Origin of the sequence: Streptococcus sp. (assembly GCF_030825805.1) — a bacterium.
Classification (GTDB): Bacteria; Bacillota; Bacilli; order Lactobacillales; family Streptococcaceae; genus Streptococcus.
In genome coordinates, this window is record NZ_JAPJPF010000011.1 from 1 (window position 1) to 24501 (window position 24501).

General features: G+C 43.7%; 25 protein-coding genes. 23 read left to right on the plus strand and 2 right to left on the minus strand.

Annotated features, from left to right (window positions below; translation table 11 throughout):
• The first annotated feature begins 202 nt into the window (after positions 1 to 202).
• From RCH62_RS02825 to RCH62_RS02845, 5 genes are all read left to right on the plus strand, one after another.
• Entirely contained in the window at positions 203 to 847 is a 645-nt protein-coding gene (locus RCH62_RS02825) for a DUF6572 domain-containing protein (protein WP_306474577.1), read from the plus strand.
• 250 nt (positions 848 to 1097) lie between these two features.
• Complete coding sequence (locus tag RCH62_RS02830; RefSeq protein ID WP_185946458.1) at positions 1098 to 1610, plus strand: hypothetical protein; 513 nt, start codon at positions 1098 to 1100, stop codon at positions 1608 to 1610.
• 11 nt (positions 1611 to 1621) lie between these two features.
• Positions 1622 to 1984 (plus strand): hypothetical protein, encoded by a 363-nt coding sequence (locus RCH62_RS02835; RefSeq protein WP_126404154.1) that lies wholly within the window; start codon positions 1622 to 1624, stop codon positions 1982 to 1984.
• A gap of 455 nt (positions 1985 to 2439) precedes the next feature.
• Positions 2440 to 2796 (plus strand): hypothetical protein, encoded by a 357-nt coding sequence (locus RCH62_RS02840; protein ID WP_306474578.1) that lies wholly within the window; start codon positions 2440 to 2442, stop codon positions 2794 to 2796.
• Positions 2797 to 3035: 239 nt separating this feature from the next.
• The gene (locus tag RCH62_RS02845; protein ID WP_306474579.1) at positions 3036 to 3848 is read left to right on the plus strand and encodes a PrsW family glutamic-type intramembrane protease; all 813 of its coding nucleotides are present in this window, start codon (positions 3036 to 3038) and stop codon (positions 3846 to 3848) included.
• A 286-nt stretch (positions 3849 to 4134) separates the two neighbouring features.
• Here the strand turns inward: RCH62_RS02845 and mnmE are convergent, their stop codons facing one another.
• The gene (gene mnmE / locus RCH62_RS02850) at positions 4135 to 5508 is read right to left on the minus strand and encodes a tRNA uridine-5-carboxymethylaminomethyl(34) synthesis GTPase MnmE (RefSeq protein ID WP_306474580.1); all 1374 of its coding nucleotides are present in this window, start codon (positions 5506 to 5508) and stop codon (positions 4135 to 4137) included.
• Positions 5509 to 5670: 162 nt separating this feature from the next.
• Here mnmE and rpiA point away from each other — a divergent pair, with 162 nt between their 5' ends.
• The 8 genes from rpiA (at position 5671) to RCH62_RS02890 (ending at position 13156) form a co-directional block, all read left to right on the plus strand.
• Positions 5671 to 6348 carry a ribose-5-phosphate isomerase RpiA gene (gene rpiA, locus RCH62_RS02855; RefSeq protein ID WP_040803071.1) on the plus strand — a complete coding sequence of 226 codons (678 nt, stop codon included), beginning with the start codon at positions 5671 to 5673 and terminating at the stop codon, positions 6346 to 6348.
• A 126-nt stretch (positions 6349 to 6474) separates the two neighbouring features.
• Positions 6475 to 7686: a phosphopentomutase gene (locus RCH62_RS02860; RefSeq protein ID WP_156676335.1), complete on the plus strand. Its 1212-nt coding sequence runs from the start codon at positions 6475 to 6477 to the stop codon at positions 7684 to 7686.
• A 1-nt stretch (position 7687) separates the two neighbouring features.
• Entirely contained in the window at positions 7688 to 8230 is a 543-nt protein-coding gene (locus RCH62_RS02865; RefSeq protein ID WP_306474581.1) for a DUF1697 domain-containing protein, read from the plus strand.
• A gap of 13 nt (positions 8231 to 8243) precedes the next feature.
• Positions 8244 to 9053 (plus strand): purine-nucleoside phosphorylase, encoded by an 810-nt coding sequence (locus RCH62_RS02870; RefSeq protein ID WP_061563907.1) that lies wholly within the window; start codon positions 8244 to 8246, stop codon positions 9051 to 9053.
• Positions 9054 to 9070: 17 nt separating this feature from the next.
• The gene (locus RCH62_RS02875; protein WP_306474582.1) at positions 9071 to 10333 is read left to right on the plus strand and encodes a chloride channel protein; all 1263 of its coding nucleotides are present in this window, start codon (positions 9071 to 9073) and stop codon (positions 10331 to 10333) included.
• A gap of 612 nt (positions 10334 to 10945) precedes the next feature.
• Complete coding sequence (deoD, locus tag RCH62_RS02880) at positions 10946 to 11656, plus strand: purine-nucleoside phosphorylase (RefSeq protein WP_048716249.1); 711 nt, start codon at positions 10946 to 10948, stop codon at positions 11654 to 11656.
• On the plus strand, positions 11656 to 12414 hold the full coding sequence (locus RCH62_RS02885) for a hypothetical protein (protein WP_140813953.1): 759 nt from the start codon (positions 11656 to 11658) through the stop codon (positions 12412 to 12414). The genes deoD and RCH62_RS02885 overlap by 1 nt, the downstream gene beginning before the upstream one ends.
• 10 nt (positions 12415 to 12424) lie before the next feature.
• Positions 12425 to 13156: an NAD-dependent protein deacylase gene (locus RCH62_RS02890; RefSeq protein WP_140813954.1), complete on the plus strand. Its 732-nt coding sequence runs from the start codon at positions 12425 to 12427 to the stop codon at positions 13154 to 13156.
• A gap of 72 nt (positions 13157 to 13228) precedes the next feature.
• On the opposite strand, the gene RCH62_RS02895 is transcribed toward RCH62_RS02890, so the two are convergent.
• Positions 13229 to 14137 carry a LysR family transcriptional regulator gene (locus tag RCH62_RS02895; RefSeq protein WP_048689847.1) on the minus strand — a complete coding sequence of 303 codons (909 nt, stop codon included), beginning with the start codon at positions 14135 to 14137 and terminating at the stop codon, positions 13229 to 13231.
• Between the two features lie 138 nt (positions 14138 to 14275).
• Here RCH62_RS02895 and RCH62_RS02900 point away from each other — a divergent pair, with 138 nt between their 5' ends.
• The 10 genes from RCH62_RS02900 to RCH62_RS02945 all read left to right on the plus strand — a co-directional run bounded on the left by RCH62_RS02900 (position 14276) and on the right by RCH62_RS02945 (position 24448).
• Positions 14276 to 15646: a DUF6688 family protein gene (locus tag RCH62_RS02900; protein WP_306474583.1), complete on the plus strand. Its 1371-nt coding sequence runs from the start codon at positions 14276 to 14278 to the stop codon at positions 15644 to 15646.
• Positions 15647 to 15836: 190 nt separating this feature from the next.
• A complete protein-coding gene (locus RCH62_RS02905) occupies positions 15837 to 16643 on the plus strand; it encodes a dihydroorotate dehydrogenase electron transfer subunit (protein ID WP_306474584.1) in 807 nt (268 codons plus the stop codon).
• Between the two features lie 10 nt (positions 16644 to 16653).
• Positions 16654 to 17592 carry a dihydroorotate dehydrogenase gene (locus tag RCH62_RS02910; protein ID WP_306474585.1) on the plus strand — a complete coding sequence of 313 codons (939 nt, stop codon included), beginning with the start codon at positions 16654 to 16656 and terminating at the stop codon, positions 17590 to 17592.
• A gap of 375 nt (positions 17593 to 17967) precedes the next feature.
• Entirely contained in the window at positions 17968 to 18660 is a 693-nt protein-coding gene (gene pyrF, locus RCH62_RS02915) for an orotidine-5'-phosphate decarboxylase (protein WP_061563914.1), read from the plus strand.
• A 228-nt stretch (positions 18661 to 18888) separates the two neighbouring features.
• A complete protein-coding gene (gene pyrE, locus RCH62_RS02920) occupies positions 18889 to 19518 on the plus strand; it encodes an orotate phosphoribosyltransferase (RefSeq protein ID WP_061563915.1) in 630 nt (209 codons plus the stop codon).
• A gap of 62 nt (positions 19519 to 19580) precedes the next feature.
• On the plus strand, positions 19581 to 20450 hold the full coding sequence (locus RCH62_RS02925) for a GNAT family N-acetyltransferase (RefSeq protein WP_306474586.1): 870 nt from the start codon (positions 19581 to 19583) through the stop codon (positions 20448 to 20450).
• Between the two features lie 39 nt (positions 20451 to 20489).
• Complete coding sequence (locus RCH62_RS02930) at positions 20490 to 22001, plus strand: glycosyltransferase family 39 protein (protein ID WP_306474587.1); 1512 nt, start codon at positions 20490 to 20492, stop codon at positions 21999 to 22001.
• A 25-nt stretch (positions 22002 to 22026) separates the two neighbouring features.
• The gene (locus tag RCH62_RS02935; protein ID WP_306474588.1) at positions 22027 to 22683 is read left to right on the plus strand and encodes a uracil-DNA glycosylase; all 657 of its coding nucleotides are present in this window, start codon (positions 22027 to 22029) and stop codon (positions 22681 to 22683) included.
• Positions 22684 to 22703: 20 nt separating this feature from the next.
• Positions 22704 to 23168, plus strand: a complete 465-nt coding sequence (locus RCH62_RS02940; RefSeq protein WP_306474589.1) for an 8-oxo-dGTP diphosphatase — start codon at positions 22704 to 22706, stop codon at positions 23166 to 23168.
• 11 nt (positions 23169 to 23179) lie between these two features.
• Positions 23180 to 24448 (plus strand): dihydroorotase, encoded by a 1269-nt coding sequence (locus RCH62_RS02945; RefSeq protein WP_306474590.1) that lies wholly within the window; start codon positions 23180 to 23182, stop codon positions 24446 to 24448.
• Positions 24449 to 24501 lie beyond the last annotated feature (53 nt).

A 24501-nucleotide genomic window follows, 5' to 3' on the forward strand; every position in this document is an offset into this window, starting at 1 on the left:
GACGACGAAATCGAATTCTAACGAATTACCGATTTCTGTCCCACTCTCTTTTTTTTGACCAAATTTTGAACAAGTTCATAAGATATCCATGGTGTGGTATAATAGGAGAAAGTATAGGTACTAATTTGATTGGGATTTCTCTCCTTATAATGAGATTGGATTAAGTGTTAGGAACTAGATTCCTGTGAAGGAATAAGACGATATGAGAATTATAAAAGAAAATGGGTTTATTATAACTGAAGAAAATGGCAAATATACAATGTCCTGGATGACAGGAGGTTTTCAAGATATAGAAGTTACTTATCCAGTTAGTAAAGAATTTGTGGACAAGGCTTTAAGGTCAGAACAGGATGCTTATGAGGTTGAGCTATTCTTACAAACTGGAGAATGGGTGACAAAGGAGAGTAAAGAAGTAGCTAGGCAAAATTACTTTAGATCCTCACCGGTTCGTATTTTGGTAAATCCATCATCCATTAAACAGTTGTTTTCTATTCAAGAATTTGAAAAACTGATACGAAAAGCTATTAGTTCAGAACTAAAACCAACTGAACTTGACGCTATTGGTAAAGTTGATAATCATTTAGAGCTTCTTCTGGTGGATTCAATCGGCTGGGAGGAAGAAATAGAAGCAGTCCATCTTGAAATTCTGCAAGAAAAAATTAACAATTATATTCATTTCCTTGAAAGCAAGCAATATGTAGAGAGATATGGCGATAGCTTTGATAAAAAAGTCATCCATATCACATTCCAGTATTCTCCATCGGATAATGGACTAGCCTTTCTCACAGCTGTTCAGAAGGTATTGCAACCAACGGATATGAGCTTGAAGGTAGAATTGCCGGAGTGAGTTCAGGGAAGTGAATATAAGAAGAGACGTTTGTCTTTTCTTTTTCATTATTAATGAGACTTTCCCATCCTTTCTGTACTTGATTTTAATCTGGTATAATGGGAAAAGGAAACTCTTTCCGACTAGTACCTTGCGCTTCAGAATTTGGTGTTGAGCCAAGTGATGGGCTTTGGTTTCGGCAAGGCGAGCGATTATATGAATACGAAGTTTGGTCGTGGTGGTACACCAGACCTAGCAGTTGATTTGCCAGGTGGCAGCAGAAAGTGTAGCTGGAGTTGTCGGCGGAGTCGAGCCAAGTGATGTTGATGTACCGAAGGTGAAGGATATACATAGCTCTGGGGATGCCAGTTTTCCAAAACCAACTTTTCAACCAAGTTCTGGAAATTCTTCAGTGGTGTCAAGGGTAGAATTCGAGAACAATTCAGTACCATCTGTAGGAAAAGCACAGAATGCAAATTTACAGTTTAATAGTAAGCAAAAATTAGTGAATCATTTTGATAAACACAGTGCAGAGGTTGCTCACGCATTGAAAAGAACGGATTACTCAATAGAACAATATTTAAAAGACGCAAATTTTGTAATTGAAACGGGTACTTATGTACCAGAATTAAATGCATATGTAAAATTTATAGAATATGAAGGCAAAAATACTTTGTACGCCTTTGTCGGATTAGATCTAAATACTGGAAATATAACGACATATCATGCAAAAACTGTTGATTATCTTATCAAAAAGGGACCTAGTCTAGGATTTCAACGTTAAGGAGAAATTTAATGATTTTTGTAAAAAAAATAGAATGGATAGATATTGATACCAAAGAAGCGGAGGTCACTTTATCGGATAATCAATATGAATTAGTTTGCTTTTCAGATGAATTTTTTGGAAAGATTGGGGGAAAGTTTGATGACATGCTATATGCTATTGTTGATGGAGACGTATATAAAAGCGAAGATAAATTATTTCTAGTAAAGCACCTGAATAGTTTTGAATATTTTATAATTGCTAAAATAATTGATAAAACAAGAAATATCGCTCAGGTAGGAGAATTTTTGATTAATATAGGTGGAGGAATTCCAAATGATCTTGAGAATGGTGAATTTGTTGAATTTCGTGTTAGAAGGATTGATATTTATTAATGCTCAGTGAAAGTCATACGAAAAATTGATTAACTCTATTGGAAAAGATTTTTGAAGACTACCAAGAAACGAAGTAAACTATAAAAATTTAGGTATCTGAGGTTATAGTAATTAATGAATAACACAGAATTCAAAAAAATTGTTGGCGAAACTTTGAAATCACAAGGTTTTGCTTATGAAAATAAATATTATACATTTGAAAATACTGATTTAAAGGTATTTATTGGCTTTTAAAAATCTAACTTTGAGAAGTCTTTCTATATCAATTATGGCTTTTTGATCAAAGGCATTTATGATGGGAAATTACCTCTATATAAACAAGGTTTGGAAGACTTTGGTGGTAGAGTCAATAAAAATGGTAAAATGTATTACGTGGAGGGATGATGGATAAATTATACATAGTTGTTGATGGAATTGAACATCAATACTTTGATTGTGATAGTACAGGATAATATTTGATTTCCTATGATCCTTTATCAGAGAATAATGGTTATAAATTATTTGATTCAGAATTGAAACAATATAGAGAATACTTGACAGAAAAACAGATTGAAAAAAAGTATAAAATTATAAATCATATTTGGTTCAATGAACAGAAATGGGATATTTTTCAACGAAGTGACGATAATTTAGATAAGCCTAATTCATGGGTAACTATTGTTTCTGACGATATACAATTTTTAAAAAGAAACGGACTATGGAAGAAGGAGAATTTAGTTGAAAGTAGGTATGGACATTTGTATTATTGCTCTCTACCAATCGAGGCTGAAAAGTTTTCTCTAATTCGAACTAGAAAAAATCTCCCTATATAGTTAAGATAGTAAGAAAGTAGTCTATGATGAAATCAGTTAGTTTTACAATAAAAAGCAACCAATCACTAAGAGCTCTGTTATTTCGAATGGTCCAAAATGTCATAAATAATTAGCAGCAATCAGTAGTCGCCATTTCCGTAGCCTTTTATTGTTTTTTTAAGCTTTTCCTGTTACAATAGCCTTATAGATAAAAAGACTGGTTTTCCAGCCTTTTTAATTGTTTTGAAGAAAGGTTTTTTATGAAACGCAAATCGATTTTGTTTCTATTTTTATTCTTGCTCTCGATTGGTCTGGCCTATGAGACGCAGTCTATCACAGCTGGTTGGATGACAGGCAGTCAGTATGGGATCATTGGTATCTCTGTCCTCTTGCTCCTAGTTTATGCGATTCCTGCAGTTTGGGCTCTCTTTCATTTCGCCAAGAAGTGGAAGTTGTCTTGGATTCCGGTTCTTTTTTCTCTTCTAGGTGGGGGCTTTATCGCAGGTTGGCTGTCAAGTTTTGCCAATACCTATTTCCACGAGATGATTCAAGCGGTAGCGCCAAATAGCGATTTTTGGAACCAGTATGAGAGTGCCATCGCAGGACCACTCTTTGAGGAACCCTTCAAGTTGATTCCGATCTTCTTTGTTCTCTACTTGTTCAATGTGCGTCGGATCAAATCCATCTTCCTTTTAGCGATTGCGTCTGGTCTTGGTTTCCAGATTGTGGAGGACTTTGCCTATATCCGTCAAGATATGCCAGAAGGTTTTGCTTACGCAGTATCTGGTATCCTAGGTCGGGTCATGAATGGGGTCGTATCACACTGGGTCTACACAGCCCTCTTCATGGTGGGTCTCATCTTAATCGTTCAAGCGACAAAAGGTCGCAAGGAGTTGATGTCCACTGGTTGGTTCTATTTTGTATCTGGTTTTGGCCTTCACTTTGTCGGCAATTCACCATTTGGTCAAATCGAGACAGAACTCCCTCTCGCTATTCCATTCTTGACAGCAGTAGGACTCTTCTTGGTCTACCAAGACTATCAAACCGTCGAGCGATTAGAACAAGGGAAATAAAAAAGAATGCGTATGTTTGCACACATACGCATTTTTGTTATTATATAAAAAGTGATTTACAATTTTTTAATAATGAGTGATACTGTAGCTGTTAAACAAATTTTATTTTTGAAGAAATACTTGAGACTTTCCGCCGTGAGAAAAGTGCTTGAAACATTATTGTTTCAAGCACTCGGGAGTTTTGAAACGTTAGATTCAAAACTAAGTCATGGAACTTCTTCGAAGTTCGCTGACGTCCGTACTCACCTAAGGAAAGTCTCTAATAGTATAGTATCTTTTAATTGATTTACTTACCAAGACAGAACTGGCTGAAGAGTTGGGTGATGAGCTCGTCTGGAGCAGCATCCCCTGTGATCTCTCCAAGGATTTCCCAAGTGCGGGTTAGATCGACTTGAAGCAGGTCCACTGGCATACCCATGGCCAGGCCTTCGTTGACTGCTTGGAGGCTTTCAACAGCTTTCTCAATGAGAGAGATGTGGCGGGCATTTGAGAGATAAGTAGCATCTTGCTCGACCAGGCCAGCATTTTCGAAGAAGAGGGCATTGATTCGGTCTTCGATCTGGTTGATATTTTGGTTTTTCAGAACGGAAATCTTGATATGATCGGCAGGAATCTCGTCCAACTCGATTTGCTGCGGGAGATCGACCTTGTTGAGGAGGATGATGCGGTTGCTATCTTGAGAGATTTCAAGGAGCTGGCGATCCTGATCGGTCAAGGGTTCACTGGAATTGAGGACCAGAAGGACCAGGTCGGCTTCTTTAAGGGCTTTGCGAGAGCGCTCCACCCCGATGCGTTCGACGATGTCCTCGGTCTCGCGGATCCCAGCTGTGTCGACCAGCTTGAGGGGCACCCCGTTGATGTTGACGTATTCCTCGATGACGTCACGGGTTGTCCCTTCGATATCGGTCACGATAGCTTTTTCCTCACGCAGGAGGTTGTTGAGAAGGCTAGACTTGCCGACGTTTGGCCGGCCGATGATAGCAGTAGAGATCCCTTCGCGGAGGATCTTGCCACGGCGAGCTGTCTTGAGGAGATTAGTCAAGAGGGCTTCAAACTCAGTGGTCTTCTCACGGATGATCTCAGTCGTTGCTTCCTCGACATCGTCGTACTCAGGATAGTCGATATTGACTTCGACCTGAGCCAGGGTATTGAGGATCTCTTGGCGCGTGTTGTTGATGAGATCAGAGAGGGATCCGTCCAACTGTTTGACAGCGATGTTCATAGCCTTGTCAGTCTTAGCTCGGATAATATCCATGACCGCCTCAGCCTGGGTCAAATCGACACGACCATTGAGGAAGGCCCGCTTGGTAAATTCACCTGGCTCAGCTAATCGAGCACCTTCGCGGATCACCAATTGCAGGATTTCATTAGTCACCGCAATCCCGCCGTGGGTATTGATCTCGATGATGTCTTCGCGAGTGAAGGTCTTAGGAGAGCGCATGGCTCCAACCATGACTTCGTCGAGGATCTCATCCTTATCTGGATCCACGATATGGCCGTAGTTGAGGGTATGGCTAGCCACACTATTCAAGTCTTTACCCTTGAAGATCTTTTGTGCGATTTTAAAGCTATCCGTTCCGCTTAGGCGGACAATTCCGATAGCCCCCTCACCGAACGGAGTCGAGATCGCAGCGATAGTATCAAATTCTCTAGTAATCATGTATCTTCTCTTTTCCTGTGTATTCTCTTCTATTCTATCGTAAACTAGCAAGAGGGGCAAGATATTGCTTTTAGAAGGAGAGGTTGAAAAGGTTTTCAGTTAACTAGTGAAATCTGTCGGCCAATATGCTATACTAAATATGAATAGAAATGGAGGTCTATGATGGTAAACCTAAAAGAACAGGTTGGCATTAAGGCGGCTGAGTTTGTTACTGACGGCATGATTGTCGGTCTTGGTACAGGGTCAACTGCTTATTATTTTGTGGCTGAATTGGGACGTCGCATCAAGGAGGAAGGCTTGAAGATTACTGCTGTAACGACCTCAAGCGTGACCTATGAACAGGCAGAAGGTTTGGGAATTCCTCTCAAAGCCATTGACGATGTAGAAGTGGTAGACTTGACCGTAGATGGTGCGGATGAAGTAGACCCAGCTTTGAACGGGATTAAAGGTGGGGGCGGTGCCCTCTTAATGGAGAAAATCGTTGCGACCAACTCAAAAGACTGCATCTGGATTGTCGATGAGTCTAAACAAGTGGAGACGCTTGGTGCCTTTAAACTGCCGGTAGAAGTGGTTCAATACGGAGCAGAGAATCTTTTCCGTCATTTTGAGAAGAAGGGTTATTCACCAGCTTATCGTGAGAAAGATGGCCAGCGCTTTGTGACCGACCAAGGCAACTTTATCATTGATTTGGATTTGAAAGTGATCCCAGATGCTGAAGCCTTAGCAGAAGAGTTGGACCGGACTGTCGGTGTTGTCGACCATGGTCTCTTCTTAGGAATGGTTTCTAAAGTCATCGTAGGGACACCAGAAGGTCCAAAAATCATTAGCAAATCACTTTAAAAAGGGCATTTTGTCCTTTTTTCTACGGATATGAAACTTATTTATAAAATTTTATATGAAAGCGTTACATTTTCAAAAATTTGTGTTATACTGTATTCAGTTTAAATTATAAAGGAGACATTCAAAATGCCAAAATTTAATCGTATGCATTTAGTTGTATTGGATTCAGTAGGGATCGGAGCAGCTCCAGATGCTAATAACTTTGTCAATGCTGGTGTACCTGATGGCGCATCTGACACACTTGGACACATCTCAAAAGCAGTTGGTTTGAATGTACCAAACATGGCAAAGCTTGGTCTTGGAAATATTCCGCGTGAACAACCCTTAAAGACTGTACCTGCTGAGAGCAATCCAACTGGTTACGCAACGAAGTTAGAAGAAGTCTCTCTTGGAAAAGATACCATGACAGGTCACTGGGAAATCATGGGTCTTAATATTACAGAACCGTTTGATACTTTCTGGAATGGTTTCCCAGAAGAAATTATTACTAAGATTGAAGAATTCTCAGGTCGTAAGGTCATCCGCGAAGCTAACAAACCTTATTCTGGTACTGCGGTTATTGATGACTTCGGACCACGTCAAATGGAAACAGGCGAGTTGATCATCTATACATCAGCTGACCCAGTTCTTCAAATCGCAGCCCACGAAGACATCATTCCTTTGGATGAACTCTACCGTATCTGTGAATACGCTCGTTCTATCACATTGGAACGTCCAGCTCTTCTTGGACGGATCATTGCTCGCCCTTATGTTGGAGAGCCAGGAAACTTCACACGTACGGCTAACCGTCGTGACTTGGCCGTTTCACCATTTGCGCCAACTGTTTTGGACAAATTGAATGAAGCTGGTATCGATACTTACTCAGTTGGTAAGATCAGTGATATCTTCAATGGTGCTGGTATCAACCACGATATGGGCCACAACAAATCAAACAGCCACGGTATTGACAACTTGATTAAGGCAATGAAATCAGAAGACTTTAAACATGGCTTCTCATTCACTAACTTGGTAGACTTCGATGCCCTTTATGGACACCGTCGTGATCCACACGGTTACCGTGATTGCTTGCATGAGTTCGATGAGCGCTTGCCAGAAATCATCGCTGCTATGAAAGAAGATGATCTCTTGATGATCACGGCTGACCACGGAAACGACCCTACATACGCTGGTACTGATCATACGCGTGAGTACATCCCGTTCTTGGCTTACAGCCCATCCTTCAAAGGTAGTGGCTTGATCCCAGTTGGACACTTTGCGGATATCTCAGCGACAGTGGCGGATAACTTCGGTGTTGAGAAAGCTATGATCGGTGAAAGCTTCTTAGATAAATTGGTCTAAGATGACGCGATTTGCCTTACTCGTAAGAGGAATCAATGTTGGCGGCAAGAATAAGGTAGCCATGGGGGATCTGCGTCAACAATTGACGGATCTAGGCCTCGGCCAAGTGGAAACCTACATCAATAGTGGCAATATCTTCTTTACGACGGATCTTCCGCGGACCCAATTAGCGGAGTGCCTGTCGACCTTCTTTGAGAACCATTATCCCTTTATTGAGCGCTTTTCTCTCCTGAGTCGAGAAGACTATGAAGCAGAATGTGCGAGCTTGCCGGAATGGTGGTCAAAAGAAATGGCTCGTAAGGATGTCCTCTTTTACACCGAGAGCTTGGGTAGGGAATCCGTAGAAGAGAAGCTGCTGGCTTTAGATTTAGGAGAAGAAGTGATCCACTTTGGCAAGCTAGCGGTTTTCTGGGGGAAATTCTCGGAAGCAAGCTATGCTAAAACGGCCTACCACAAACATCTGATGAAGATGCCTTTCTATCGCCAGATGACTATTCGCAACGCCAATACCTTTGACAAAATCGGTACATTACTTAAGAAATAATAGGAGGAACACAATGACATTATTAGCAAAAATCAATGAAACAGCAGCATTTTTGAAGGGTAAAGGAATCGAAGCTCCTGAGTTTGGTTTGATCCTTGGATCAGGTCTTGGAGAATTAGCCGAAGAAATCGAAAATGCCGTCGTAGTAGACTACTCTGACATTCCAAATTGGGGTCAATCAACAGTAGTTGGACACGCTGGTAAATTGGTTTATGGTGATCTTGCTGGACGTAAAGTCTTGGCCCTTCAAGGTCGTTTCCACTTCTACGAAGGAAACCCATTGGAAGTGGTGACTTTCCCAGTTCGTGTCATGAAAGTGTTGGGCTGTGAAGGGGTTCTTGTCACCAACGCTGCTGGAGGTATCGGCTTCGGTCCTGGTACCTTGATGGCTATTACTGACCACATTAACATGACAGGTCAAAACCCATTGATCGGTGAAAACTTGGATGACTTTGGTCCACGTTTCCCTGATATGTCCAAAGCTTACACTCCAGAATACCGTGAGACTGCTCATCAAGTAGCAGACAAATTGGGCATTAAATTGGATGATGGCGTTTATATCGGTGTGACAGGTCCTACATACGAAACTCCAGCTGAAATCCGTGCGTATAAGACTCTTGGAGCAGATGCTGTTGGTATGTCTACAGTTCCAGAAGTCATCGTTGCTGCTCACTCTGGTTTGAAAGTTCTTGGTATTTCATGCATTACTAACTTTGCAGCTGGTTTCCAAGAAGAGCTCAACCACGAAGAAGTCGTAGAAGTGACAGAACGTGTCAAAGGTGACTTTAAAGGATTGCTAAAAGCGATTCTTGCTGAATTGTAAGAACCTTGGAAAGAATTGTGAGATCTCTTCAAACAATTCCCAATAAACGAAGACTAGTCCTAGCAGCTTGTCTGCTAGGGCTTGTTTCGGGTTTAGCGGGTATCCTGCTTCATTACCTTTTAGAGTTAGTGGAAGGATTGGCTTTTGGTCGTTCAGAGCACCAGTCTGGCTTCTTGACGGATGGAGTGGCGCCTTCACGGATTTGGCTCAGTCTGTTTCTTGTTGGTTTCAGCTCAGCCTTGGTCTGGTATCTCCTACAGCGAAAGGGAAATATTCTCTCTGTTAAGGGCCAGATGAAGGAGGAATCTTCCCATCATCGTCTTCATTTCTGGAAACAGTTGCTTCATTCCACCTGGCAAATTATTGCCGTAGGAGCTGGAGCACCAGTTGGAAAAGAAGGGGCACCACGGGAGATTGGGGCCTTGCTGGCGCCTCCTCTTGTACGAGCACTAGACTTATCGTTTCAGGACCGCATGTTTCTGATTGCTTGCGGGGCTGGCGCAGGCTTGGCAGCGGTCTACCAAGTACCACTAACCAGTGTCTTTTTTATCTTTGAAACCTTGGGGCTGGCATTTTCGATGAAACGCTTTGTCTTGGCTGGGATTACAACTTATGTGGCTGCTTATACGGCAGGCTGGGTCATCTCAGATCGGGCCCTCTACCAAGTGTCTGAAATAACTTGGTCACCTACTGTCTTATGGCAGATGCTTATTGGAATAGTCATCCTTACTCCAGTCGCCTGGCTCTTTGCCCGTTTCACAAAGAAGGCATCCATTTATCGAATTAAGGACAAACGAATTCTCATCACTTTGCCATTAGCATTTGTTTTCCTAGCTGGTCTAGCAAGCTTTCAGCCCCACCTGCTTGGAAATGGGCGGATGATGGCTCAGGAGATTCTCAATGGGGCCACATGGCAGACGATTCTACTCCTGTTTACCCTAAAAGCTCTAGTCGTTCTGCTTACCTTTTGGGCAGGTGCCTATGGAGGGACTCTGACGCCTTCCTTTGCACTAGGAATGGCAGGAGCAGCTCTTATCTCTTTGGTACTTGGTTTTGGAAATGCGCCAGCTTTCTTGCTCCTGGGTTCGGTTATCTTCTTGACAGTGACCTTAAAAGCTCCCTTATCTGCGACGGGCTTGGTCCTTGGGTTTACTGGACAAGGCTTAACAGCTCTTCCCTATCTCTTGCTGACAGCTTTTCTAACTGTTGGTTTCTCCAAAGGATTGGATCATCTCATGGGGAAAAAAATCAAGGAGTCTCCAGTATATAAGATTCAGTAGTTTTTATGTAGGGGATTTAACCTATAAGCTAGATGAAACCTATCTTCTTATGGTATAATTTAACTAAGCATATAAATGAACCAGGGTTGTTGGGGCTGGAATAAACCCCACTTTTGATGCCTGGCCTCTATGATGAATTCGGAAATCTAGAGTTTGTGTTGCGATGTAAACATGAGCAGAAAGCTTTTCAAAAAAATACACACAGAAAGGTAGAGCATGTGTTCTGATTTGAACACGAGCGGAAAGCTTTTCAAAACAAAAAATTAAAGGAAGGGTAGTTCGGGTTTGAATTGAACCCGGGCTAGAGGCTGTGTAAAAAAGATAAATCCTTCTAGATGCGTAGCATCTTTGTCGGATTTCCTATTTTTACTTTGCCTCTTTAACGCCTATTCTAAAAAAATAAAAAAGAAAGGTAGAGCATGTGTTCTGATTTGAACACGAGCGGAAAGCTTTTCAAAACACTCAATAAAAAAAGAAAGGATGGGTTAACTGTATTCGCTGAACTGAATACGGGCGGAGAACTGTGTAAAAAAGATAAACTGTCTAGCATCTGCGATGCGTCGTCAGTTTCCTATTTTTACTTTGTTCTCTGTCACCCTTTATATCTTAATTATGTCTATCCATATTGCTGCTAAGCAAGGTGAAATTGCTGATAAAATTCTTCTTCCTGGAGATCCTCTTCGTGCGAAATTTATCGCTGAGAATTTCCTTGAGGATGCTGTATGTTTTAACGAAGTCCGGAACATGTTTGGTTACACAGGTACTTACAAGGGTCATCGTGTATCTGTTATGGGAACTGGAATGGGGATGCCATCCATCTCTATCTATGCGCGTGAGTTGATCGTGGACTACGGCGTGAAGAAATTGATCCGTGTGGGTACAGCTGGTTCTTTGAATGGCGATGTCCACGTCCGTGAATTGGTCTTGGCGCAAGCTGCCGCAACCAACTCAAACATCATCCGTAACGACTGGCCTCAATACGATTTCCCACAAATCGCAAGCTTTGATTTGCTTGATAAGGCCTACCACATTGCCAAAGACCTTGGTATGACCACTCACGTTGGGAATGTCTTGTCTTCTGATGTCTTCTATTCAAACTACTTTGAAAAGAACTTGGAGCTTGGTAAATGGGGCGTGAAAGCTGTGGAAATGGAAGCAGCGGCTCTTTACTATCTTGCTGCTCAACACCATGTGGATGCCCTTGCCATCATGACCATTTCTGATAGCTTGGTCAATCCAGATGAGGATACGACTGCAGAAGAACGTCAAAATACTTTCACTGATATGATGAAAGTTGGTCTTGAAACCTTGATCGCAGACTAATGACAGAAAACCTTCATGATGAGTGGCTCTACGACCTTCAGACCTACCAGTATAGTCGGGCCCTACGCTCTGCTAGGAAGCAGAAGAGTGTGCCAGAACTGGTCTTGATATTATTGCAGTTAATGGCCGAGCGTCGAGAGCTCAATATCCAACCAATCATGAACCAAAAGTTGAAAACTGACTTGCTAGATGCAACAGGTTTTCAGCTTTTTTGGCATGAAAATCCTGAAGAGGAACAGTTGGCGAACTATCTGTATGATTTAGAAGCCAAGCTCCGCAACGAGCAGATTATCGACTTTATTCGGGCGGTGAGTCCAGCTATTTATCGGATCTTTATGCGTTTGATTGAGATGCAGATCCCTGATATTGCGGACTACATTCACAACTCTAAAGAGTCCAGCTATGACCATTGGAAGTTTGACAAGATCCGGGCCTCTGAAAATCCAGCATTGCAACAATTCCATAGCGAGAGTGCGGTCAATTCGTCCAGTTTGACGGAGTTGATCTTACTCTTGGACTTGACAGATTCCATCAAGGATGCGGCCAAGCAACTGCGGGAGTTGGAGAAATCTGTCCGCAATCCTCTGGCCCACTTGATCAAACCCTTTGATGAGGAAGAATTGCACCGGACGACTGGTTTCTCCTCCCAGCATTTTATGGAACTCTTGGTGAGTTTAGCCCAGGAGACGGGGATTGTTTACCGGCGAGAACCTTTTTACTTTGACCAGGCCAATGCTGTTATCGAGGCACTCTTGTAAGGAGGAAGACATGGATAAACTGAAAGAGTTGCAAGAAATCATTGATCAGAGTCAACGGATTGTTTTTTTCGGTGGGGCAGGCGTCTCAACAGAGTCCAATATCCCTGATTTTCGGAGCTCTGATGGTGTTTATAGCGTCACCTTAGGGCGCCATTTTACAGCAGAGCAACTGGTCTCTCATACCATGTTTGAGCGTTATCCAGAGGACTTTTTCGACTTTTACAAGAAGTACCTGCTCTATCCAGATGCCAAGCCCAATGCAGCCCATCGCTATCTGGCTTGGCTAGAAGAGACCGGTAAGCTCATGGCAATCGTGACGCAAAATATTGATAGTCTCCATGAAATGGCAGGGTCTAAAAAAGTCTTGAAACTCCATGGTAGTGCCGACCGCAATTACTGTACGGGTTGCCAGCGCTTTTATGATCTGGAAGCCTTTCTAGCTTTGGAAGGGCCTGTTCCGCGTTGCTTGGACTGTGGCAAGGTGGTCAAGCCGGATGTGACCCTCTATGAGGAAGCCCTTGATATGGAGATCTTTAGCCAAGCAGCCAAAGCCATCCGAGAGGCAGATCTGCTGATTATCGGTGGTACCTCCCTCGTCGTCTACCCAGCAGCCAGCCTGATCCAGTATTTACAAGGGGAGAAGCTGGTCGTCATCAATAGGACCAGTATCCCACAGGACAAGCAGGCAGACCTGGTCATCGAAGGGAAGATTGGCCAAGTGTTTTCGAAATTAAGACAATAAAAGAACACCTGAGAGAAGTGGAAATCCACTTGTTTCAGGTGTTTTTATTGTGCATGTGTAGCTAGTTAGTTCCTATTTATCAAATTGGACTTCCTCAAGTAAGTATTCGATAAATTTCTCACCCATCTTAGAGAGGCTAGCTTTCTCGTGTTGGATGTAGACCAGCTCGATTGGGTCATCGATATCTAGCGGGATGGAGACGATATTGTCTCCGTTGAGGTTGCTGTTAAGGATACCAGTCGCAATGGTGTAGCCGTCCAGACCAATCAAGAGATTGAAGAGGGTGGCACGGTCACTGACGACGATGGACTTTTTGTGATGCTCTTGGGAGAGGATTTCTTCTGAGAAGTAGAAGGAGTTGTGGGTCCCTTGGTCGTAGCTGAGATAAGGGAAGTCTTCTAGATCTTCTAATTTCACCACCTCTTTGTTAGCTAGAGGGTTGGTCTTGCTGACGAAGATATGAGGTTGGGCAGTGAAGAGGTGGGTTGCCTTGAGGTGGCTGTCATCCAGCATTTTAGAAAGGACATCCCGGTTGTACCCATTGAGGAAGAGGACACCGATCTCACTACGGAAGTTCTTGACGTCATCGATGATTTCCCAGGTTCTGGTCTCCCGTAGGAAGAGCTCGTATTTCTCCATATCGCTTTTCTTGAGGAGAGAGACGAAGGCTTCGACTACGAAGGCATAGTGCTGGGAGGATACGCTAAAGAGCTCCCGATTGGCTACTGGGTTTTTATAGCGTTCTTCTAAGAGTTGGGTCTGCTCCACGACTTGTCGTGCATAAGAAAGGAACTCCATCCCATCCTTAGTCAGAGTGATCCCTTTGGGGTTACGGATGAAGATATCAATTCCCATTTCTTTTTCCAAGTCCCGCACAGCATTGGACAAACTTGGCTGGGTGATGAAGAGTTGCTTGGACGCCTCATTCATAGAGCCTGTTTCGACGATTTTGATAATGTAATGTAATTGTTGGATTCTCATGCTTATATTTTAACATACTTTTGACAGAAAATCCTAGCTAGTATCAGTCTCTAGAATGATTTTTCCCTATAAAACAGGTTTAGAATTGAAGGATTAATTGTAGCTTGATAAAATGAGGGAAATGATGGAGGAGATGTGATGAAGAAAATCGTTTTCTGGTACAAAAAATGGAACCAGGAACTGGAGACCAAATTTTTAGCCAGTCTATTAAAGATTAACTTTATGACCAACTTATTGATCTTTCTTGGATTGTACGTCTTTCTAATCCTTGGTAGCTTACCAGGAAATATCCAATCTTTGGGTTTCTGGAATGCTATTTTTGGAGTCGCAATATACAGTGTTACAATTCTTGTTCATGCCCTAGGGGTTAGTTATTTTGTTCCCAATATCTTTGTGATTCTGTATGTTATTACTCGCTGGTCTACGATACAGGCCCAGACCTTGGAAAAGGAACTGGTCGGTGTCTATGAAGAAAAAGAAGAAGAAAAAATTAAACGAAGGGTCAACAATCGCAAGTACTTTGTGATCCTATGGATAGGAGTCTTTGGCTGTATCCTGGAATCCTTCGTCATCTATCTGGTAAAGGATCTGACTGGTTATGATTGGACCCATCAGCTCATCAATGAGCAGAAGCATACCATAATTTGGTCGGAGGCTCTCCCGACGATTCTTACCTTAGCACTGATTTCCTTCCTAGCTCTGGTCATCTATTCTTATAGGGATGCCAATTCCTTGTCCCCGCTTTTGAACATTTTTTGTATTAGTGGGATATTGATGGGCTTGGTATTGTTAGGGGTGTTTGACATCCAGGTACAAGTCATCGGTTGTCACACGGTCTTCTTGTTGGTTTATTCTATTAGTCTCCTGCGGACCAGGATGAAGGAGTGGGAGGGCGAGTCTGATCCCAATAGGGCCTATGACAATCCAATTCTCCAGCGCTTTCACCTGATTCTCCACCAATCCAAACACTGGCCTTGGCTGGCAGTCGTCTTTGCCCTTCCCTTGTTAGCGGTATTGGTCATGGTCCTCATGCTCTTTGGTCAACGTCCTGATAGCTTGGTCAAGGCCTGGACCAATACGGCAGATTGGACCTTCTCAGAAAAGATCCCTCCTCAGAATCTCATCATGGATGAGCACTATCTCTGTACAGTTGCGGCTGGTGGCCATGAAAAAGTTGTCAAGCCCCAACGTATGGGTGTCCGGCACGGTCATCCTGTTGTGGTGAATCGCCAGCTCTGTATTGCCAATGCCTTTGAGCAGGTCTTAGAAGAAAAGACGCCACGTTTCCATCGATTCCTGCGTCGTAATTATGACCGCTATGGCTATCCCTTTGCCAAACATATCAAGAAGAAATGGGCCATGGATATCATTTACTATCTGATGAAGCCCCTGGAATGGCTCTTCTTGTTGGTTCTCTACTTGGTCGATCGCAAGCCTGAAAATCGCATTGCTTTACAGTATATCCCACCGGTACCAGAAGGGTTTTCTCCTGAGACAGATGGGAAATGAGCGGAGCCATCGGGCTTCTACTTGACAAGCGACAAGGAGAGCGATATAATGAGACAAATTTAACCTTTAAGGGGTCCAGAGAGGCCTGCAAGGAAAGACAGAAAAAGATCAACGGACCGAGTCTAGCTGATCATTTGTAGGACCTTGCTTTTGCGAGGTCTTTTTTGCTGGAAGAAAGAAGAGGAAGCCAATGGTCAGTGACAGCTGTAAGAAACGGTTTGGAAAAATCATGATGGAAGACATGGAGTTAATCGCTCAAGAAGAGATTGCGCCACGGATTTTTTCAATGGTCTTGAAGGGGGAAATGGTGGAGCAGATGCTACCGGGGCAGTTTCTCCATATCCGTGTACCGGATGACTCTAAGCTCCTCCGTCGTCCTATTTCTATCTCTGAGATAGATCCAGACAGCCAGACCTGTCGCCTCATCTATCGGGTAGAAGGGGGAGGGACAGCCATCTTTTCTCAGCTGGCTATTGGTAGCTTCCTCAGTGTCATGGGCCCTCAAGGAAACGGCTTTGACCTAAAAGGTCTTGGTCAAGGGGCGCGTGCCTTGATCATTGGTGGCGGGATTGGTGTTCCTCCTTTGGTCCAAGTGGCTAAACAGCTACATGAGCAGGGAGTAGAAGTCCATTCTGTTCTTGGATTTGCCAATAAAGAAGCGGTTATCCTGGAAGAAGAGTTGAAGCAGTACGGCCAAGTAACCATTACAACAGACGATGGTTCTTATGGTATCAAAGGTTATGTCTCTACGGTCATTGATCAGATGGATCAGGAGTTTGACGCTATCTATTCTTGTGGAGCACCTGGCATGCTCAAATATGTCAATACCAAATTCCATGACCATCCCCGCGCCTACATTTCTATGGAATCGCGTATGGCCTGTGGGATGGGTGCTTGCTATGCCTGTGTGGTGCATTTAGAAAATGAAAGCCAAGCGGCCAACAAGCGCGTGTGTGAAGACGGTCCAGTCTTTGAAACTGGTACGATTGTGATGTAGGGAGGAAAGTATGACAAGTAATCGATTAGCTGTATCCTTACCAGGATTAGACTTGAAAAACCCCATCATTCCGGCTTCCGGCTGTTTTGGCTTTGGTCAGGAATATGCCAAATACTATGACTTAGACCTGCTTGGATCCATTATGATCAAGGCGACAACTGCTGAGGCTCGCTTCGGAAATCCCACGCCACGCGTTGCCGAAACACCTGCAGGTATGCTCAATGCTATTGGTCTCCAAAATCCAGGGGTAGACGTGGTCCTAGCAGAGAAACTCCCTTGGTTGGCCCAGCATTATCCAGATCTACCGATTATCGCCAATGTAGCTGGCTTCTCCAATGAAGAGTATGCAACGGTATCTGGCAAGATCTCGCAAGCGCCAAATGTCAAGGCCATCGAGCTCAATATCTCTTGTCCCAACGTAGACCATGGCAATAATGGTATCTTAATCGGACAGGTTCCTGAATTGGCCTATGCAGCCGTGAAAGCAGCTGTAGAAGCCTCATCCGTTCCTGTCTACGTTAAGTTGACCCCTAGTGTTGCAGATATTACTCATGTCGCCAAGGCTGCAGAGGATGCAGGGGCTAGTGGCTTGACCATGATCAACACGCTGGTCGGGATGCGCTTTGACCTCAAGACAGGCAAGCCGATTATTGCCAATGGCACAGGCGGTATGTCAGGTCCAGCTATTTTTCCAGTAGCCTTGAAACTCATCCGCCAAGTATCCCAATCGACCAAACTACCAATTATTGGAATGGGTGGCGTGGATTCAGCAGAAGCAGCTATTGAGATGATGATTGCAGGAGCCTCTGCGATTGGAGTTGGAACCGCTAATTTCACTGATCCATACGCATGCCCGACCATTATCCAAGACTTACCAAAGGTCATGGATCAGTATGGAATAACTAGCTTGGAAGATTTGCGTCGGCATGTCCGAGAAAATCTATTATAAGGATTAGCAAGAAAATAAAAAATGCCTGTTGGCTACAACCCCAACAGGCTACTGAGTAAGCTACAACTAAAACAACCCTTACTCAGCATAGAAAATATCTTACAGGAAAATCGGTAATATGTCAAGTTTTTTGTTATGATCAAGGACTCATACTAGTCTAATCCGAAAAGACAGACTGAATCCGAACGTTTTATGATTATTTCTTGACTTTTCTTTCATATCGTACTACAATGTAGAAAAACCTTTAAAGCGGTCCAGAGAGGCTCCTAAGGTCTAGACGGTGAATCAGGGTAGATACTACCTAATTTTCGTGTAACCTTGCCTCGGGCAAGGTTTTTTTGTGGAAAAAATGTCAGCCATAAAAAGGAGAAACCCATGCGTGAAGAACGTCCCATCATCGCCCTTGATTTTCCAGCTTTTGAAGATGTCAAAAACTTTCTAGAACATTTCCCAGAAGATGAAAAACTGTTTGTAAAAATCGGAATGGAATTTTTCTATGCAGTCGGCCCAGAAATTGTTCACTATCTGAAAGGTCGTGGCCATAGCATTTTCTTGGATTTAAAATTGCACGACATCCCAAATACGGTTAAGTCAGCCATGTCTGTCCTAGGCACCTTTGGTGTGGATATGGTGACAGTTCATGCAGCAGGTGGTGTAGAGATGATGCGCGAAGCCAAAAAAGCACTTGGACCAGGAGCTAAGTTAGTAGCGGTGACTCAATTGACTTCTACCAGTGAAGAAGACATGCGTGATTGCCAAAACATCCAAACCACTGTCCAAGAATCAGTAGTTAATTATGCCCGTAAGGCGCAAGAAGCAGGCTTGGATGGCGTTGTCTGCTCAGCCCATGAAGTAGATTTGATCAAGAAAGCTACATCAGAAGAGTTTGTTTGTGTGACCCCAGGGATCCGTCCTGCAGGAGCAGAAATTGGTGACCAAAAACGGGTCATGACCCCACAAGAAGCCCATAAAATTGGCTCTGACTACATTGTTGTTGGACGTCCAATTATCCAAGCAGAAAATCCATGGGACGCTTACCATGAGATTAAGAGACAATGGAACTCGTAAGAGCTACTAAAAGTGAAACTTTTGTAGCTCTACGGGAAGCCCGACGGGGCCTTCCCTAACGAGTTCACTAGATTTAGAGGATAAAAATGATAGTTTTATCCTCTAAATCGTCGGAATAAACAGAGCCCGATAGGGCCTTCCCTGAACTATTCACTAACCTGTACAGTCGTTTAAAAATAAATCATTGATTTAATTCGTATTCGATTAAAATCGTGAAAAGGAGTTATCATGTCATTAGCTAAAGATATTGCCAGCCATCTTCTAAAAATTGAAGCTGTTTATTTGAAACCAGAAGAGCCTTTTACGTGGGCTTCTGGGATTAAGTCCCCTATTTATACGGATAACCGTGTGACCCTCGCTTATCCTGAAACTCGTACCTTGATTGAAAATGGATTTGTAGATAAAATCAAGGAAGCTTTCCCTGAAGTAGAAGTGATTGCTGGAACTGCAACTGCAGGGATTCCTCACGGAGCCATTATTGCGGATAAGATGAATTTGCCATTTGCCTACATTCGTAGCAAACCAAAAGACCACGGTGCTGGTAATCAAATTGAAGGTCGTGTACCACAAGGTCAAAAGATGGTCGTAGTGGAAGATTTGATTTCTACTGGTGGATCTGTCTTGGATGCTGTCGCAGCTGCGAAGCGCGAAGGGGCAGATGTCCTTGGTGTGGTGGCTATCTTCACCTACCAATTGGAGAAAGCCGATAAGAAATTTGCGGAAGCTGGCGTTCAACTTGAAACCTTGTCAAACTACACTGAATTGATTCATTTGGCTGAAGAACAAGGTTATATCACTTCTGAAGGTTTGGAACTGTTACGCCGTTTCAAGGAAAACCAAGAAACTTGGCAAGACTAAAGTATAATGGAGGAGGGCCAACGCTTGGCTCTCCTTTTCTTTTGTAAAGGAAGGATAAAATAATGAAGCTTGAAAGACGCACTCGTCTGACTATAGAAGAAAAGAAACAGTGTGAACAGCTTGTGAGAGCCTGTCACCAAGTCGATCAAACCTATCGCCTGCCCTATTTGGACAATCTCTATAATGATGATCCTACGATGCCAGCATTTATCCTTGCATTGGTGGAGGGGCAACTGCTTGGATTTTTGTCCATCTATGCGGATGAACCCAAGGAAGCTGAAGTTCAGCTCTTTGTGACTCCTTCTTTTCGTAGACAAGGTATTGCCCGTTCCTTATGGGAAGACTTTATGGACTTGGCCAAGGACTATCAGCTAGAAGAACGACTATATGTGTCAGAGGTTCGGTTTTTGGATCAAAACACGGACTTACTTAGCCATTTTCATTTAGTGGAGGCAGAAGAGGAAGACCACGAACTGTGGTTGGAGGCCCCATGTCAGGTCACCGACCATGAGAAGAGAGAAGGGCTGATGGTATTGGAAGCTGTGGAGTCCATGCTCCAAGAGATTGCTCATTTTCAATCCAAGGCTTTTGAGACAGATCTTGACTATGCCCTCAAGTATGCGACCGAGTCTCTCGAGGGCCAGGATACCCGTCTCTTTGTCTTGCGTGACCAAGAGCAAGTCCTTGCTTCTGTTACGGTGGATCTATCTCAAGGAACGACCTATTTCTTTGGACTAGCCGTTGACCCGGATCATCTCCGCAAAGGGTATGCGTGCTATCTCTTGCGAAGCGTGATGAATCAGATGGCTGCAGAAATGGAGCAGCAATTTCAGATTGTCGTTGAAAAAGAGAATCAAGCAGCCCTCAGCCTTTATCTAGGCCTGGGCTTCACCATCCAAACTGAAGTCCTCTATTTGATGGAGAGCCGATAGAATCCAGCGAAATCCCTATTTTTTTGCTATAATGGAGCTATGTTAGTAAAAAGTAAAAAAGTCTTATTTGGCTTTCTCCATCTGGTCATGTTGTTCCTGATGGTGCACTGGTTTATCATTAGTGTCGTATACCTAAAAGATATTTCGGGATGGGGACTTGTAGTTGGGGGACTTGTCTTCCTCCTAGCTTATGTTGGTCGCTCCTATCTCAAAAGAGCCTTTTCCTGGTTGATGAAACATAAGACAGGATTTATGCTGGGAGCAATTCTGGTTCAGATTGTTTTTATGCTATCTGCAGAATTGTTGATTCGTCGGGATGCTGCGGTGGTCTATACGGGAGCCTTTAGCCTTCTAAAAGAGTCCTCTATCTCAAGCTACCTGAGTCGGAATCCCAATAACCTTCCCTTGTTCTTGTACGAACGCTTTTTCTACCAAATCTTTGGTGGAGCAGGCCTCTGGGTCATGCAAGTTCTCAACATGGTTTTTGTGAATGCAGGAGCTATCCTCTTGTATCGTTTAGGACTAAAACATTATGACCAAAAAGTGGCAGATTTGGTGTATACCCTCTATGTGGCCTTAATCTGTTATTCCCCTTATTTTTACTCCATGTACACGGATATTCCGCCTCTTCCTCTCATCGCCTTGCAATTAGGGCTAGCCTTGGATCTCTTAAAAGGGGGCGACAGTGATGCACAATGGAAAACCTCCTTGTTATTTGGACTATTATCAGGTCTGACCATGCTTATTCGTCCGACGACCATTATTGTCGTGATAGCCTTTTGGATGGTTCTTTTCTTTAAAGGGCAGTGGAAGGTCTTTGGTAAAGTCTTTGCTTTAACCCTTTTATCAACTGGTCTGGTCTATGGAGCCCTTAATACAGCTGTCAAACACCAAACAGCCGTTCCTATTCTCGAAGGGGAAGGTCTGGCCAAGGGTCCTCTCTTGTTTATTAACTTGGGCTTGACGGATATTGGTCATAACCAAGCAGATATGAAAGAGGGGCTCTTGAAATATGTCGACGAAGATAAGCGAGACGAGTACAATAATGGGATGTTCAAGAACGAATATATCATTAAAGAAATCAAACGGCGCTTGAAGGAATATGGCCCGATTGGACTCCTGGGACACCTTTATACCAAGCAATCCTTGACGGTGGCAGAAGGGACACTTGGTTGGCTCTATCGGGATGTGGAGTATGAGAAGACTCCCGTTATCAATCCTCTTTACGAGCGTTACACTAAGGATTTCCCCTTTGCTAAGTGGGTTCGGACCTACTTCTTGAGTACGGATCGTCCTCAATACAAATATTATGAGTTCCTTAAACAAGTCATTTGGATCATCATGGCAGCTGGGCTGGTCTTTGTCTATCTGAAGAAAAGAGAAGAGGATGATATCCACTTCTTGTCATTAGCTGTATTTGGTGGTCTTCTCTTTTTGACCATCTTTGAAGGTGGCAAGACTCGTTATCTGATCCAATTTCTACCACAAATTCTCTTGTTAGCCTCTATTGGTTTGGCTGCTGGTCCGAGGAAATCTCAAGAGAACGGTTAATTATTTTATGCTGTAAGGAGAAGCGATGGAACATTCAAGATGGCACCAATTGCTTAAGGAGCAGCTTCCAGAGGGCTACTTTAAGCAAATCAATCAATTTTTAGATCAGGTCTATGCATCAGGGACCATTTACCCACCTCGTGAAAAGGTTTTTCAGGCCTTAAAGACAACGAATCTGGAAGAAGTTAAGGTCGTGATTCTGGGTCAGGATCCCTATCACGGTCCTGGTCAAGCACAGGGACTCAGCTTTTCTGTACCGGATGACATCCCAGCACCTCCATCCTTGCAAAACATTTTAAAGGAGTTAGCGGAAGATGTGGGGCCTAAGCCTTCCCATGATTTGATGCCTTGGGCAGAGCAAGGGGTTCTCTTACTCAATGCCTGTCTGACAGTGCCTGCTGGCCAAGCCAATGGGCACGCTGGCCTGATTTGGGAAGAGTTTACAGATGCAGTTATTCGCCTAGTCAGTCAAGAGGAGGAGCATGTTGTCTTTATTCTGTGGGGTGCCTATGCTCGGAAGAAGAAGTCTTTGATTGATGCAAGTAAACACTTGATTATTGAAAGTGCCCATCCCAGTCCCTTATCGGCCTATCGCGGTTTCTTTGGCTCCCGTCCTTTTTCAAGGGCTAACGCTTATTTAACGGAGATGGGTCGCGAGCCTATTGATTGGTTGCGAAGTTAGGAAAATAGAAAGAAGAAATAATGCCACAGTTAGCTACAATTTGCTATATCGATAATGGAGAAGCGTTTTTGATGCTTCATCGCAATAAAAAGCCCAATGATGTCCATGAAGGCAAGTGGATCGGGGTTGGTGGAAAATTAGAACGCGGGGAAACTCCTCAAGAATGTGCTACTAGAGAAATTCTTGAAGAAACGGGTCTAGTTGCTAAGCCAGTTCTAAAAGGAATTATCACCTTCCCTGAATTTACACCTGACCTGGACTGGTACACCTATGTCTTCAAGGTGACCGAATTTGAAGGGGAGCTCATCGAGTGTAACGAAGGGACACTGGAGTGGGTGCCTTATGATCAAGTCTTAAGTAAGCCAACTTGGGAGGGGGACCACACCTTTGTCGAGTGGCTCTTGGAGGATAAACCCTTCTTTTCAGCTATGTTCCGCTATGATGGGGATCACTTGCTAGAGACCCATGTTGATTTCTATGAATAAAGGAGTAGAAGATGTTAGTCATTAAAAATGGTCGGGTAATGGACCCAAAAACTGGTTTGGACCAAGTATGTGATCTTTTGGTAGATCAGGGGAAAATTGTGGAAATAGGTCCATCTCTTTCTTATGAAGGAGCCCAAGTCATCGATGCGAGTGGCAAGGTGGTAGCGCCAGGTTTGGTGGACATTCACGTTCACTTCCGTGAACCAGGTCAGACCCACAAGGAAGATATTCACACAGGAGCACTGGCAGCTGCAGCAGGTGGTTTTACCACAGTCGTCATGATGGCTAATACCACTCCAACCATCTCAGATGTCGAGACCTTAAAAGAAGTCTTGGATTCTGCTGCTAAGGAAGCCATTCATGTTAAAACCGTAGCGACGGTTACCAAGAACTTTGATGGCCAACACCTCACTGACTTTGAAGGTTTGTTACAAGCTGGGGCTGTCGGTTTCTCAGATGATGGGATCCCGTTGCAAAGTACCAAGGTAGTCCGTCAGGCCTTGGAAGAAGCTAAACGTCTGGGGACTTTCATTAGTCTCCACGAAGAAGATCCAGAGTTGAACGGCATTCTGGGACTCAATGAGCACATTGCCCGGGAGCATTTCAAGGTTTGCGGAGCGACTGGTGTAGCAGAATACTCTATGGCAGCGCGGGATGCTATGATTGCTCATGCGACAGGTGGCCACCTCCACATCCAACACCTCTCGAAAGCTGAGAGTGTCAAGGTTGTCGAGTTTGCCCAAGCGATCGGTGCTCCTGTTACAGCAGAAGTAGCTCCTCAGCATTTCTCTAAGACTGAAGACCTCTTGCTGTCTAAGGGAAGCAATGCCAAGATGAATCCGCCTCTTCGTCGGGAAGAAGACCGCGGTGCAGTCATCGAAGGCTTGAAGTCAGGAGTCATTACCGTAATCGCAACGGACCACGCGCCTCATCATGCGGATGAAAAGAACGTAGCCGATATCACCAAGGCTCCTTCCGGCATGACAGGATTAGAGACCTCTCTATCGCTTGGTTTGACCTATTTGGTCCATGCAGGAGAGCTCAGCTTGATGGAACTCTTAGAAAAAATGACCTATAATCCTGCTAAATTATATAATTTTGAAGCGGGTTATTTGGAAGTCGGTGGACCAGCAGATATTGTGATCTTTGATCCGGATGCTGACCGTTTAGTGTCTGATCATTTTGCTTCTAAGGCAGCTAATTCACCGTTTGTTGGTGAATCCCTCAAGGGACAGGTGGCCTATACTATCTGCCAGGGCAAGATTGTCTACCAAGCCTAAACCTGACTTAAAAATAAGAAAGTCAAATTGAAATCTGGACGAATGAAGAGTAT